Genomic DNA, 14,019 nt, shown 5'->3' with positions numbered 1-14,019 from the left:
TCAGGAATGTGGCCGGCCGAATGTCAAAGAAGCGCGTTCAGAAAGGCCGTGAGGTCGGAGGTCGCATAATCGATATGCTCGTCCTCTTCCGAACGCTTCTCCCAGGCATCCACGAATTCGTGGTTCTCGTTCTGCGGAATGAGCAGCACCGTCTTCATGCCGAGCGCCTTCGGCACGAGAAGATTGCGCGGCAGGTCCTCGAACATCACCGCCTGCTGCGTCTCGATGCGGTGCAGCGCCATGAACTTGTCATAGGTCGCGCCCGCCGGCTTGGGCATGTATTCGGCCGCCACGATGTCGAAGACGTCGTCGAAATGGTCGAGGATGCCGAGCGCCTTTGCGGCCATCTCGGCATGTTTGACGCTGCCATTGGTGAAGATGAACTTGCGGCCCGGCAGTGCCCGGATCGCCTCGCCCAGCGACAGGTCCGGCGACAGCACGCCGTAGTCGATGGCATGCGCCTTTTCCAGGAAGTCCAGCGGGTCGATGTCGTGGTGGATCATCAGGCCCTTCAGCGTCGTGCCGTGGTCGTAGTAATATTGCTTCTGCAGGGCGCGCGCGTCCTCGCGCGACAGGCCGAGCAGCGCCGAGACATAGGCCGTCATGTTCTTGTCGATCTGGGCGAAGAGATCGACGTGGTGCGGATAGAGCGTGTTGTCGAGGTCGAAGACCCAGTCACGCACATGGGCGAAGTCGGCTTTGTTCGGAAGATCGGTCATGGCCGCCTTATGCCATGGGCCCGCGCGGCGGCAAACGGAAATTTGAGGCGCCGCTTTCGCTGCCGATGGATTTGCGCAAACCGGCGTGCTAGCGGCAGTGCATGGAACTCTGGATTCCCATCACCATCGCCGCCGCCTTCCTGCAGAACCTGCGCTCGGCCCTGCAGAAGCATCTTCAGGGCTCGCTCGGTACGCGCGGCGCGAGCTTCGTGCGCTTCGGCTATGGTTTCCCGCTGGCAATCCTCTATGCGCTTTCGCTGCACTGGATCGCCGGCCTGGCGTTTCCGGCGCTCAACTGGACCTTCGCGGTCTGGACGGTGATCGGTGGTCTCGCGCAGATCTTCGCGACCATGCTGCTCGTCTATCTGTTCTCGCTCAGGAACTTCGCCGTCGGAACCGCCTATTCCAAGACGGAGCCGGTGCAGGCGGCGATCTTCGGCTTCATCCTGCTTGGCGAACGCATCACGCCCGGCGCCGTCGTCGCCATCATCGTCGGCGTCATCGGGGTCATGCTGATCTCGGTCGCCCGCGCGCCGCTGTCCTGGCGCAATACCTTCGCGGCGCTGACGGGCCGCACCGCGCTGATCGGCATCGCGTCAGGCGGCGTTTTCGGCGTGTCGGCGGTCGCCTATCGCAGCGCCGCCCTGTCACTGGACGGGCCGGGGCCGATCATGAGCGCGGCCATGACGCTCGCCTGCGTGACGACCTTCCAGACGATCTTCATGCTCATCTGGATGCTGTGGAAGGACAAGAACGAGATCGTCCAGGTTCTCAAGAGCTGGCGGTCCTCGTCGCTGGTCGGCATCACCGGCGTGATGGGCTCGGCCTGCTGGATCACGGCGATGAGCCTCCAGCAGGTGGCCTATGTGCGCGCACTCGGCCAGATCGAACTGGTCTTCACCTTCATGGCCTCCTACTTCCTCTTCCACGAGCGGGTGAACCGCACGGAAGTGGCGGGATGCCTGCTGATCGTCTGCGGCATCCTCGGCCTGCTCTTCCTGTAGGCCCGGCGGCGCAGTGCCGCCGGTAAAAGCCGTCAGGGCACGATCAGCGTGCCGGCGCCATGCTCGGTGAAGAGTTCGAGCAGTACGGAATGGGCGGTCTTGCCGTTGAGGATGACCACACCCTGCACGCCCGCCTTGATGGCGTCGATGCAGGTCTCGACCTTCGGGATCATGCCGCCGGAGATCGTGCCGTCCTTGATGAGCGCGCGCGCCTGCGCCACCGACAGTTCCTTGATCAGCTGGCCGTCCTTGTCGAGCACGCCCGGAACGTCCGTCAGGAAGAGCAGGCGCGTGGCGTTCAGCGAGCCGGCGATGGCGCCGGCAAAGGTGTCGGCATTGATGTTGTAGGTGTGGCCGTCGCGGCCGGGCGCGACCGGCGCGATGACCGGGATCATCTCGGACCTGGCGAGCAGGTCGATCAGCGTGCGGTCGACTTCCACCACTTCGCCAACGAAGCCGAGGTCCAGAACGCGCTCGATATTGCTGTCGGGATCGGTGACGGTCTTCTTGGCCTTCTCGGCAAAGACCATGTTGCCGTCCTTGCCGCACAGGCCGATCGCCCATTCGCCCGTCTGGTTGATGAGCGCGACGATCTCCTTGTTGATCGAGCCGGCGAGCACCATCTCGACGATCTCGACCGTCCTCTGGTCGGTGACGCGCAGGCCGCCTTCGAACTTCGATTCGATGCCCATCTTGGTCAGCATGGCGCCGATCTGCGGGCCGCCGCCATGCACGACGATGGGGTTGACGCCGGACTGCTTGAGAAGCGCGATGTCACTGGCGAAGGCTTTGCCGAGCTCCGGGTTGCCCATGGCGTGGCCGCCATATTTCACCACGATGGTCTTGTTCTCGTAGCGCTGCATGTAGGGCAGGGCCTGAACGAGAAGGCGGGCTTGGTTTTCGCTATCGGATTGGGACATGGCGGCCTCTCGGGAATGGGTGGGCGCCTGTTTAACGCATGTTTTGTGACGATGGAATGATCCTCTTTTCACAATGCGTCGGTCGGCGCGAGAAAGCGCTTTTCATCGCGTCAGCGTCGATGGCGCAACGGCATGGGGAAGATTATGATGTCCAGGCGTGCTTGCTATGGCAAAATGCCTCCGCGTGTTCCTATATGTAAGAAAACCACCGTTGCGCGCCCTCTGCGCGAACCGAGAGAGTACACAAGGCGATGACGGCATTCGGCCGAGATATGGGCGAGACCCGCTGCGACGAAGTGATCGCCGGCGAATATGTGCTCGGCGCGCTTTCCCAGGAGGACTGCCGCAAGGTCGAGGCGCGGCTGGCATCCGACCGGCGCTTTGCCGCGATGGTCGGGCGCTGGCAGGAAACGCTCTCCACCTTCGGCGACGACGCGACCCATGCCGCACCCGATGCCGGCTTCGGCGGTCACCGGCAGGTCCTGCATATGGGACCGTGCGATGCGGTGTTTACAGGCAAGGTTTCCGGCGGCTGCTGGAATTCCCTGGGCTTCTGGCGCGGGCTTGCCTTTGCGGGCGTTGCCGTTGCGGCCGGGCTCGTCCTGTCGCTTGGCGGCTTGCTCACGCAGCGGCCCGCCGGTGCCGGCCGCCCCGTGTCCGACGCCACGGGCGAACGAGGCGCAATCGACCATTTCGTGCATTACGAAGAGACGAACGGCGCGCTCCGCCTCACGCCGGTTTCCGATGTGGGTGAAAAGAAGCGGCCGCTCGAAGTCTGGCTGAAAAAGGAAGGCGAGGCGCCGGTGTCTTTGGGCGTCGTGCCCCGGACGGCGGGAAGCGCGCTCATCCTGTCACATCAGGGCCAGCCGCCCGAAAAGTGAGACGACGCCGGTAAGTCGCCGGCGTCTCAGAACTCTTCCCAGTCCCCGCCCGATCCGGTGTCCTGGCGTGCGCCAAAGGCCCCGGCGATCTTCTCGTTGAGCGCGAGCGCGGGAGAGGACACGGCACGGGACTGGCTGGAGGCGGCCTTGACGTTCCACTGGCCCGGGGATTTGCGCACCGGAGCCGGCGTGGCAGCGACCGGCGCGGCCGGTGTCGTGGGCACGACATGCAAATGTGCCTGCATGGTGCGGCTCGATGCCGACGACGTGCCGCCCACATTGAAGCGGCTGATCAGCGCGTTCAGCGCCTGAACCTCTGCGGCGAGCCCATGGCTGGCGGCCGTGGTTTCCTCAACCATGGCGGCATTCTTCTGCGTGCCCTGGTCCATGCTGTTGACGGCGGTGTTGATTTCCTGAAGACCCACGGACTGCTCGCGTGCCGCCTCGACGATAGCGGCCACGTGGCTGTTGATCTCCTGCACCTCGGTGACGATGGTCTGCAACGCGCGACCGGTGTCGCCGACCAGGGAGACACCGGTGCGGACCTGATCGCCCGATGTGGTGATCAGCGACTTGATCTCCTTGGCGGCCTTGGCCGAGCGCTGCGCCAGCTCGCGGACTTCCTGCGCCACGACCGCAAAGCCCTTGCCGGCCTCGCCCGCGCGGGCGGCTTCCACGCCGGCATTCAGCGCCAGAAGATTGGTCTGGAAGGCGATATCGTCGATCACGCCGATGATGCTGGTGATCTCGCTGGAGGATTTCTCGATTTCGTTCATGGCCGCGACGGCGCGCCGCACGATCTCGCCCGATTTTTCGGCACCGGCGCGTGTGCGCGCAACGAGATCGCCGGCTTCTTCCGCGCGCCGGGTCGAATCCTTGACGGTGGTCGTGATCTCTTCCAGCGCGGCGGCGGTCTCCTCGACGGAAGCGGCCTGCTGTTCGGTGCGGCGCGACAGGTCGTCGGCGGCCGAACGGATCTGGCTTGCGCCCGCGTCGATCGCCGCGGCGTTCTCGCCCACTTCGCGCAGCGCATCGCTGAGGCGCGAGACGGAGGCGTTGAAGTCTGCCCGCAGCCGGTCGAGATCGCCCTCGAAGGGCTCGTCGATGCGGCAGGTCATGTCGCCGGCGGCAAGCCTGCCCAGGGCGTCGGCAAGGCTTGCGACGGCCTGCTGGACCTGGCCGCTGTCGCGCGTGCGTTCCGCCTCGCGCGCCTGCCGGTCGCTTTCGGCACGGCGGCGGTCGTCTTCGGCCTGGCGTTCGAGACGCTGGCGCTCGGCGGCGTTGTCACGGAAAACGGCGACGGTGCCGGCCATGTCGCCGATTTCGTCCTTGCGGCCGGCGCTGGGAATGGTGACGACCGTATCGCCGTCGGCCAGCCGCTTCATTGCGCCTGCAAGGCCGTTGAGCGGCCGCACGACGCGACGGTTGACCAGGAAGATCGCGGCAATGGCGAGGCCCATCGCGGCTGCGAGCGAAGCCCAGGTCAACGCGAAGGCGGAGCCTTCCTCGGCGCGCGCGGTCTCGATCGTTTCGTCGGTCACCGTCTGGGTGTGTGCCACGAGCGCGTTGAGGGCCGCGGTGATCGCATCGGCGCTCGCCTTCATCGAACCCTTGTAGATGTCGAGCGCCGGCCCCTTGGCGCCGATGGCGGAGAACTGCACGAGCTTGGCGGCTTCGTCGAGATAGGTCGTCAGCGTCGTCTTGATGGTGTCGATCCCGGCGATCGCCGCCGCATCGCCGCTATTGTCGGCGGCATGGGTCTTCACCATGGCCTCGAAGGCTTCCGTGCGTTCCTTGATGCGCGCCTCGATGCGGCCGATCTCGTCCGGGTCCATCGAAAGCAGATGTTCCGCGTAGATCGCATTGAGATCGGAGAAGGCGTGGCTCAGTTGCAGGATGGCGCTCAGCTGCGGCATGCGATCGGTGCCGATACGCTCGATATGGCCGGTCATCGCAGACAGCGACCGGAAGGCGACCGCCCCTTGCAGCGCCCCCAGAACGACCATCAGAAGGAAGAGCGCCGGCAGGAGCCTGCTGATCCGGACATTATGCATGACAGTTCCCTGGTTTTCTCGAAGACGCGCTTTTTGCGGTTGCGCGAAAGTCTAGGGCCCGTCGTTTAACGCGGCCTTAATGGGCCGTGCTCATCTCCTGCCTTGCCGGCCGGTTTTCCACACCCTACATGCCAGATCGAACAGGAGTTTTCGATGATCCTCGACGCCGCCCGGCTTGCGCTTGCCAACCTCTTCGCCCCCGAAACGCGCAGCGTCTTCTGGAAGGTCCTGGGCCTGACGATCCTCGCCCTCGTCGTGGTGTGGTTCGGTCTGCGCGAAAGCTTCATCGCCTTCGCCTGGCCATGGCTGCAAGGCGCATTCATGCCGGACCTGCCGCAATGGGCCGGCTGGCTCACCTTCGTGTTCGGCATCGTCGCCAGCATCGGGCTCGCGCTCGGACTGGCGCTGCTGCTCGCGCCGGTGACCGCCATCATCGCCGGCTTCTTCCTCGACGATGTCGCCGAAGTCATCGAGAAGCGGGATTATCCTGCCGACAAGCCGGGCGTTCCGCTGCCCATGGGCCAGGCCATCGCCGGGTCGGTCAAGTTCCTCGGCATCGTGCTCGTCGGCAACCTCGTCGCGCTGTTCCTGCTCTTCATTCCCGGCGTCAACCTCATCGCCTTCTTCGCCGTCAACGGCTACCTGCTCGGCCGGGAATTCTTCGAGTTCGCCGCCATGCGCCATCGCTCGCCGCAGGAGGCGCGGCGGTTTCGCGAAAAGCACTTTTCCACGGTCCTGATCGCCGGCCTGCTGGTCGCGGCCTTCCTGGCGATCCCGATCGTCAATCTTCTTACACCGCTTTTTGCCGCCGGCCTGATGGTGCACCTGCACAAGGCCTTGAGCCGCAAGGACCCCGGCTTCGCGCTTCCACAGGCGCGGTAAAGAAAAGCCGGTACGTCACCGTGCCGGCTTTCGATCATCGTATGGCGGTTCGGCTCAGTAGGCGTCTTCGTACGCCGCGCAGATTTCCGCCTGCGTCTTGCCGGCGAGATAGGCGATCTCGCCTTCCTTGTGCTTGACATAGACGTCCGCGAAGCCCTCCGGGAACCAGCTGCACACCGTCTCGTTGCCGCGGAACCGCTGCAAGGCCGCTTCCAGCGTCTGCGGCAGGCGGACATAGCCGCGGGCGGCAAGGGCGTCCGTGCCGAGCAGCGAAAGGTCTTCCTGGGTGGCCTCCGGCACGGCGAGGCCTTCCTCGATGCCCTGCACGCCGGCATGGACGATGGCGGCAAGCGCCAGATGCGGGTTCGCCGCACCGTCCGCCGCGCGGAATTCGAAGTTGAACTGTGCGGCGCGCGCGATGTCGCTGATATCGGAGACCGGGCATATGCGCACCGACGCTTCACGATCCCGGAAGCCGAGATTGTTGAAGGCAGCACTCCAGCGATGCGGCGTCAGCCGCAGGTAGGAAACGACGCTCGGCGCGGTGATGGCGATGATCGAGTCGAGGTATTTCAGGATGCCGGCCACGAACTTGCCCGCGACGTCCGAAAGCTCGTGCTTGCCGGCGGGATCGTGGGTCACGGGATTGCCGGACGCGTCCAGCATGCTCATGTGGACATGCACGCCATTGCCGACGCCGGCCGGATCTCGGATCGGCGTGAAGGTCGGGTCGTAGCCGAGTTCGCGCGCGACGAGGCCGACGATCTCCCGCGTGATGATGGAATGGTCGGCGATGGTCACGCCCTTCTGCGGGCCCATCGTCACCTCGAACTGCCCGGCGCCGAACTCCTTGAGGATCGTGTCTGGCGTCACGCCGGCGGTGCGCATGCCGGCGATGATCGCCTCGCAGAAGTGCCGCTCCCGCTGGAAGCCGCCCAGCGTGAAGGCGCCGCCCACTTCCGACACCAGATGCTTGATCTGGAATTCGTGCTCGAAGGCGCCGTAGAGCGTCACGCCCGCCACCTTTTGCAGGCGTTCGAGCGCGGCTTCGAGGATCGAGCGCGTGCAGAATTCCCATGGCCTGCCATCGGTGTAGCGGATATTGCCGAGCACGAAATTCTCGTTCGGCGCGCCGTCCTCGCTTTCGATGCTGACACTGGTTGCCGGATCGGGAATGAGCACGAGGTCGCCCAGCGAGCCGAAGGGGCTTTCGGCGATGGCGTCGAAGCAGGTTATCTGGACATTGGTCGGCGTCCAGCCCACGCCGCGCTTCAGGCGCTTTTCCATCTGTGCCAGCGGAAAGGCCTTGCCGCGCACCTTGCCCGAAAGGTCGCCGCAGCAGGCAACCATCATTTCTTCACGTTTCATCGTCGTCCCCGTTGATCGTATCCTGGTCGTAGCCCGGCATGGAGAAGCGTACGCCGTCCCAATCCCTGATGCGTTTCTGCGTCGCCTCCCAATCGGCCTCGGAGACGCGCACGATCAGCGCCTCGACGAGAACGATTGCGGCCGCCACCGTATCCCAGGCCGTGCCGGCCTCGATCGGCAAGGCGACGATGTGATCGGCACTGCGGGCGGCCGGCGACATCCACTTGTCGGTGATCACGACGATGGTCGCGCCGCGCGCTTGCGCGATCGTCTCGGCAAGGCGTGCGAGGCTGAGCTGGTAGCGCCGGAAATCGAACAGCAGCACGACATCCTTCTTGCGCATGCGCAGCACGTGTTCCGGCCAGAACTCGGGATTGTCGGACATGTGGTAGATGCCGCTGCGGATCTGCCGCAGATGGATAGACAGGAAGGACGCGACATTGTTGCTGACGCGGCCGCCGAGCAGGAAGATGTTGCGCGAGGGATCGGCGATCAGGTCGGCGAGGATATCGAACTGCGCCTGGGAAACCGTGGCCGCCATCTCCTGCGTGACGGAGGCGATGCGCCGCACGTACTCCGACAGGAACTCCGAATGGCCGACCGGCGTCTGCCGCGTCTTCAGGTCGAGCGGCGAACGTTGCCCTTCCTTCAGCTCGGCAATGAGCTGGCGTTGCAGGTCCTGGAACCCGCTGCAGCCGATCTTGCTGACGAAGCGGGTGATCGAGGGCGCGCTGACTCCGGTTTTCGCCGCCAGTTCCTGAATGTTCTCGAGCCCCGTGAAGGGGTAGTCGGCAAGGATGGCATTGGCGATCTTGCGCTCGCTGGCCGTGAGCTGCCCGGCAGCCTCCCGGATCCGCGTGCGGACCGTCGTCGACGATTTCCCATCGCTCATAGGTATGTTCCCGTTCTTGGGGCGGATATTTGCGCCATGAAAAAAATTAGTCAAATGGAAAAATCGGATTGACTATGATTGGAAAATTTCTTTGACTGGCTGTCATCGAAGCCCTCGTACCGGCCCATGCCGATGCGATCGACGGATACCATTTCATGCTCAGTCTTGCAGATAGCGACATGTCCAGATTGCTGAATGCTGGCGACCCGGACCCCGTGGAATGGATCAACGCGACCGGGCGTTCGCCGATCTTCCTGACCTGCGAGCATGCCGGCCGCGCCGTGCCTGCCGCGCTCGGCGATCTGGGCGTCGCATCCGCGGAAATGGACCGGCACATCGCCTACGACGTCGGTGCCGAAGGGCTTGCCCGCAGGCTTGCGGAACGGCTCGATGCCGCTCTCATCCTCCAGCGCTACAGCCGCCTGGTGATCGACTGCAACCGTCCGTTCGAAGCGGAAGACTGCGTTCTCAAGCGGAGCGACGGAACGCTCATTCCCGCCAATGCCAATGTTTCCGACGCGCAGCGGCGTGGCCGCTTCGTGGAAATCCACCAGCCCCTGCATGAAGCGATCTCCGTTGCGCTGGAGCGGCGGCAGGCGGCCGGCGGGCCGCTCGTCCTCGTTTCCGTGCACAGCTTCACGCCCGTCATGCGCGCGACCGGCGCGGTGCGCGATTTCGAACTCGGCCTGCTCTACAATAGGGACGCGCGCTTTGCGGAGCGCCTTGCCGAAACCTTCAGCGCGGCGAATGCCGACGTGACGGTCAAGCTCAACGCGCCCTACCACGTCGACGATGTCTCCGACTACACGATCCCGGTGCACGGCGAACGGCGCGGCATTCCGCATGTGTTGCTCGAAGTGCGCAACGACCTCATCCACGATGCGAGCGGTCAGGAGGCATGGGCCGAGCGCCTTGCCGGTCCGCTTCTCCTCGCAGCCCAAAGCCTTGAAGGATCCTCCGATGGCCGCTGACCATCCCTCCACCCGCAACCTGCCGCTCGATCCGGCCGCATCCGCCATCCTCTTCATCGACGTGCAGAACTTCTCCGTGCGCCGTGACGGCGGCGAGTTCAAGGACGTCTCCGACGCCGATATCGAGGGCAAGTACGGCTATTATTTCAAGCGCATCCACGAGGTCGCCATTCCGAACATGCAGCGCCTCCTGGCCGGCTTCCGCAAGGCCGGCATCGAAGTGCTGCACACGACGATCGAAAGCCTGACGAAGGACGGCCGCGACCGCAGCCTCGACTACAAGATCACCGGCTTCAACGTTCCGAAGGGCTCGTGGGACGGCAAGGTCATCGATGAGCTGGCGCCGCTGGAGGATGAGATCGTCCTGCCCAAGAGCTCGTCGAGCGTCTTCGTCTCCACCCATGTCGACTACATCCTGCGCAATCTCGGCGTACGGCAGATCGTGCTCTGCGGCCTCCTGACGGACCAGTGCGTGGAATCGGCGGTGCGCGATGCCTGCGACCTCAACTACCTCGTGACGCTCGTGCCCGATGCCTGCGGCACCTATTCGCAGGAGCGGCACGACTTCTCGATCAATGCGATCAAGGGCTATTGCCGACAGATCTCGACCGACGATCTGCTCAAGGAAATCGGGCAATAAGCGGCCCGGCACAATCACGCGACGGGATCAACCAAGGAGCTTTCAGGCGGGCCGCACAAAACAAGAAAAAGGCCGGACCGCATTCCATTCACAGCCGCAAGGCGTTCATCAAGGGGAACGATCATGATGAAAACATCCAAATTGCTTCTGGCGGCGGGCCTTGTGCTCGCCTCCTCCTCCGCCGCCGCCTTTGCCGATGACGACAAGATCGTCATCGGCGGCGCGCTGTCCATGACGGGTATCCAGGCTCCGCTCGACACGCCCGGCTTCAACGGCGCGCAGGTCGCGGTGAAGTACCTGAACGACAATGGCGGCGTGCTTGGCAAGAAGATCGAGTTCATCAATATCGACGGCAAGTCCGATCCGGTCACGGTCGGCAACGTCGCCGTCGAACTGATCGACAAGGGCGCCCAGGTCATCGTCGCACCCTGCGACTTCGATTTCGGCTCGCCGGCCAGCCGCGAGGCGCAGTCCGCCGATATCGTCGGCATCTCGACCTGCGCCTCCGACCCGCTCTATTCCTCGTGGTCGCTCGGCGACAAGCAGTTCACGCTCTCCATGTGGAACACCACGATGGGCGCGACGGCTGCCGATTTCGCGGTGAAGGAAAAGGGCTGGAAGACGGCCTATGTCGTCACCGACCAGTTCATCGCCTACACCAAGTCGCTCTCCAAGTACTTCGTCGAGCAGTTCAAGGCTGACGGCGGCGAAATCCTGCTGGAAGACACCTACACGAACGGCGACAACAACTTCTCCGCCCAGCTTTCGCGCCTCCAGGCGCTCGGCAAGAAACCCGACGTCATCTTCGTCTCGTCCTACGGCACGGATATCGGCGTGATCATCCGCGCGCTGCGCGAAGTCGGCTACGATGCGCCGGTTCTCGGCGGCGACGCCTATGACGATCCGGCCATGCACGAAGCGCTCGGCGAGAAATTCGGCAACGACGTCTACTTCGTCACCCACACCTGGATGGGCGCGGGCGCCGATCCGGAAATGGAGAAGTTCATCGGCCTCTACAAGGAGATGTTCGGCAAGGATCCGGATACTTCCTTCGTCTCGACGGGCTGGGACACGATCATGATGATCGCCCAGGCCATCACGGCGGCCGGCACGACGGAAGGTGCGGCACTCGCCAAGGCGCTTGAAGACGGCCATTTCAAGCTGCTCACCGGCGAACTCGACTACGGTACGGCCGAAGAGGGCCACGTTCCGAACAAGGCCGCCGCGGTGATTGAACTCAAGGCCGGCAAGCCGACCTTCGTCGGCTGGCGCAAGCCGGAATCGCTGCCGAAGCCCTGATCCCTGCCGTCCGGGCCGGCGCATCAGCCGGCCCATACCTTTCGGAAAAACCATGTCTGAAGCACGTCTTGCGGTAAACGACGTGTCGGTGGAATTCACCGGCCTCCGCGCTCTCGACCATGTCTCGCTCTCCGTCGCCACCGGCGAGGTTCTGGGCCTCATCGGGCCGAACGGTTCCGGCAAGACGACGATGATCAATGCGATCACCGGCCAGGTGAAGCTCGCCGGCGGCACGATCACCGCCGGCGATGTCACGCTGTCGGGCCTGTCGCCCCGCGATATCGCGCTGGCCGGCGTGAGCCGTTCGTTCCAGATCGTGCGCCTGTTCAACGGCATGACCGTGCTGGAGAATGTGGAGGCCGCGGCCCTCGCCAAGGGTGTCTCCCGCGCCGTCAGCACCGAGCGGGCAGTCGGGCTGCTCGATGAGCTCGGCCTGGCGGACAAGGCGGACGAGCTTGGCGAGAGCCTGAGCTACGGCGACAAGCGCCGTGTCGAGATCGCCCGGGCACTGGCAGCCGAACCGCGCTTCCTGCTGCTCGACGAACCGGCCGCCGGCATGAACGACGCCGAGACAGAGACATTGCTGCACACATTGTCCGAGCTGCCCAAGACCCGCGGCCTCGGCCTCATCATCATCGACCATGACATGGGTCTCATCATGCGGCTCTGCCACCGCCTGCACGTCCTGGCCTCCGGTCGCACCATCGCGGAAGGAGACGCCGCCCACGTGCGCAGCCATCCGGCCGTCGTGGAAGCCTATCTCGGCAAGGGGGCGGCCCATGCTTGATGTGCGCGACCTTTCCGTCAGCTACGGCACGATCCGCGCCGTGCGCGGCATCAGCTTTACCGTGGGCAAGGGCGAACTCGTCAGCCTGCTCGGCGCGAACGGCGCGGGCAAATCCTCCACCATCAAGGCGATCGCCGGCGCGCTGAAGACATCCGGCGGCGCGGTCACGCTGGAAGGCAGGGACATCACCTCGGCCAATCCCGAGCAGGTCATCCGCGCGGGGCTTGCCACCGTGCCGGAAACCCGCGACGTCTTCCCGGACCTGACCGTCGCCGAGAACCTGATGCTCGGCGCCTATATCCATCGCCGCGACCACGCCGGCAACCGCGACAACCTCGACAGGCTGCACACGCTCTTTCCGCGTCTTGCCGAACGCGCCGCGCAGGCGGCGGGCACGCTGTCCGGCGGCGAACAGCAGATGCTGGTGATCGCCCGCGCGCTGATGGCGCGGCCAAGCGTGCTGCTTCTCGACGAACCCTCGCTCGGTCTGGCGCCCGCCATCGTCGAGCGCATCTTCGAGATGATCGAGACGCTGAAGAAATCCGGCCTGACCATCCTGCTCGTCGAGCAGAACGTGAACCAGGCGCTCGCCGTCGCCGACCGCGCCTATGTCATGCGGCTCGGCGCGATCGTCGCGTCCGGCACGGCAGACGAGATCCGCTCCACCAGCGATCTCAGCGCACATTATCTGGGAGGCTGATCCATGGCTTTCGCGATCCAGTTCGTCATCGACGTGCTCAGCCTCGGCGGCGCCTATGCGCTGATGGCGCTCGGCCTCGTCATCATCTACGGCATCCTGCGGCTGGTAAACTTCGCCTATGGCGAACTCATCATGGTCGCCGGCTACACCATGTTCCTGACCAGCGGCTCCGGCCTGCCCTGGCTGCTCATGGCGGTCCTTGCCGTCGTCATGGCCATCGTCTTCGGCATCCTCACCGACTACGTCGCCTTCCGCCCGGTCCGCGCGAAATCGGTGACGGCGGTGCTGATCACCTCCTTCGCCTTCTCGAACCTGCTGCAGAACGCGGCCCTGCTCTTCATCTCGCCGCGCCCGCGCAACGTGCCGCTGCCGGATATCTTCTCGCAGACGGTCTCGATCGGCGGGGCGATCACGCCGGTGCGCAACCTCATCACCATCGCCGCCTCGATCGTGCTGCTGGCCGCCGTCGCGTTTCTCATGCGCAAGACGACGCTCGGCATCGCCATGCGCGCGGCCGCCACCAACTTCACCATGGCGCGCATGCTCGGCGTGCCCGCCAACCTGATCATCTCCTCGGCCTTTGCGCTTTCGGGCTTCCTCGCCGGCGTCGTCGGCCTGCTGTGGATCGGGCGTATCGGCACGGTCGTGCCCGGCGTCGGCCTGGAGCCGCTGCTCGTCGCCTTCATCGCCACCGTCATCGGCGGCATGCGCAGCCTGCCGGGCGCGGTGGTCGGCGGCTTCCTTCTGGCGCTTATCGACACCACGCTCAACTACACCCTGTCGCAGGATCTCCTGAAGTTCCGCGATGCCTTCACCTTCAGCCTCGTGATCCTGATCCTGCTGTGGCGGCCTGAAGGCCTCATCAAGGGTCCGGCCAGCGGCCAGCGGACCTGAGGAGCGGA

At 64.7% G+C, this 14,019-nt stretch carries 14 protein-coding genes; 9 read left to right on the top strand and 5 right to left on the bottom strand.

Annotated features, from left to right (window positions below; genetic code table 11):
• Positions 1-23: 23 nt before the first annotated feature.
• On the bottom strand, positions 24-719 hold the full coding sequence (locus GR158_RS04940; protein WP_134647973.1) for a pyrimidine 5'-nucleotidase: 696 nt from the start codon (positions 717-719) through the stop codon (positions 24-26).
• Positions 720-820: 101 nt separating this feature from the next.
• Between GR158_RS04940 and GR158_RS04935 the strand changes: the two genes are divergently transcribed.
• The gene (locus tag GR158_RS04935) at positions 821-1,723 is read left to right on the top strand and encodes a DMT family transporter (protein WP_160870193.1); all 903 of its coding nucleotides are present in this window, start codon (positions 821-823) and stop codon (positions 1,721-1,723) included.
• A gap of 32 nt (positions 1,724-1,755) precedes the next feature.
• On the opposite strand, the gene argB is transcribed toward GR158_RS04935, so the two are convergent.
• Positions 1,756-2,643 (bottom strand): acetylglutamate kinase, encoded by an 888-nt coding sequence (gene argB, locus GR158_RS04930; RefSeq protein WP_160870192.1) that lies wholly within the window; start codon positions 2,641-2,643, stop codon positions 1,756-1,758.
• Between the two features lie 251 nt (positions 2,644-2,894).
• Here argB and GR158_RS04925 point away from each other — a divergent pair, with 251 nt between their 5' ends.
• A complete protein-coding gene (locus tag GR158_RS04925) occupies positions 2,895-3,524 on the top strand; it encodes an anti-sigma factor (protein ID WP_160870191.1) in 630 nt (209 codons plus the stop codon).
• Between the two features lie 26 nt (positions 3,525-3,550).
• Here GR158_RS04925 and GR158_RS04920 read toward each other — a convergent pair whose 3' ends face one another.
• A complete protein-coding gene (locus GR158_RS04920; RefSeq protein WP_160870190.1) occupies positions 3,551-5,578 on the bottom strand; it encodes a methyl-accepting chemotaxis protein in 2,028 nt (675 codons plus the stop codon).
• Positions 5,579-5,731: 153 nt separating this feature from the next.
• On the opposite strand from GR158_RS04920, the gene GR158_RS04915 reads away from it, so the two are divergent.
• Entirely contained in the window at positions 5,732-6,460 is a 729-nt protein-coding gene (locus GR158_RS04915) for a sulfate transporter family protein (protein ID WP_160870189.1), read from the top strand.
• A gap of 54 nt (positions 6,461-6,514) precedes the next feature.
• Here the strand turns inward: GR158_RS04915 and GR158_RS04910 are convergent, their stop codons facing one another.
• Positions 6,515-7,828: a glutamine synthetase family protein gene (locus GR158_RS04910; RefSeq protein ID WP_134647961.1), complete on the bottom strand. Its 1,314-nt coding sequence runs from the start codon at positions 7,826-7,828 to the stop codon at positions 6,515-6,517.
• Entirely contained in the window at positions 7,818-8,720 is a 903-nt protein-coding gene (locus tag GR158_RS04905) for a MurR/RpiR family transcriptional regulator (RefSeq protein ID WP_160870188.1), read from the bottom strand. The genes GR158_RS04910 and GR158_RS04905 overlap by 11 nt, the downstream gene beginning before the upstream one ends.
• Positions 8,721-8,875: 155 nt before the next feature.
• Between GR158_RS04905 and GR158_RS04900 the strand changes: the two genes are divergently transcribed.
• From GR158_RS04900 to GR158_RS04875, 6 genes are all read left to right on the top strand, one after another.
• A complete protein-coding gene (locus GR158_RS04900; protein ID WP_134647957.1) occupies positions 8,876-9,691 on the top strand; it encodes an N-formylglutamate amidohydrolase in 816 nt (271 codons plus the stop codon).
• Positions 9,681-10,331: an isochorismatase family cysteine hydrolase gene (locus GR158_RS04895; RefSeq protein WP_134647955.1), complete on the top strand. Its 651-nt coding sequence runs from the start codon at positions 9,681-9,683 to the stop codon at positions 10,329-10,331. Before GR158_RS04900 ends, GR158_RS04895 begins: the two co-directional genes overlap by 11 nt.
• Before the next feature lie 123 nt (positions 10,332-10,454).
• Positions 10,455-11,630 carry an ABC transporter substrate-binding protein gene (locus tag GR158_RS04890; RefSeq protein ID WP_160870187.1) on the top strand — a complete coding sequence of 392 codons (1,176 nt, stop codon included), beginning with the start codon at positions 10,455-10,457 and terminating at the stop codon, positions 11,628-11,630.
• 52 nt (positions 11,631-11,682) lie between these two features.
• A complete protein-coding gene (locus GR158_RS04885) occupies positions 11,683-12,417 on the top strand; it encodes an ABC transporter ATP-binding protein (protein ID WP_134647951.1) in 735 nt (244 codons plus the stop codon).
• Entirely contained in the window at positions 12,410-13,117 is a 708-nt protein-coding gene (locus GR158_RS04880) for an ABC transporter ATP-binding protein (protein WP_160870186.1), read from the top strand. Before GR158_RS04885 ends, GR158_RS04880 begins: the two co-directional genes overlap by 8 nt.
• A gap of 3 nt (positions 13,118-13,120) precedes the next feature.
• Positions 13,121-14,011, top strand: coding sequence for a branched-chain amino acid ABC transporter permease (locus GR158_RS04875; RefSeq protein ID WP_134647947.1), 891 nt, complete (start codon positions 13,121-13,123; stop codon positions 14,009-14,011).
• Positions 14,012-14,019 lie beyond the last annotated feature (8 nt).

The sequence above is a fragment of the Shinella sp. AETb1-6 genome, assembly GCF_009826875.1.
GTDB lineage: Bacteria > Pseudomonadota > Alphaproteobacteria > Rhizobiales > Rhizobiaceae > Shinella > Shinella sumterensis.
This window is presented reverse-complemented; position numbering and strand designations above follow the sequence as displayed.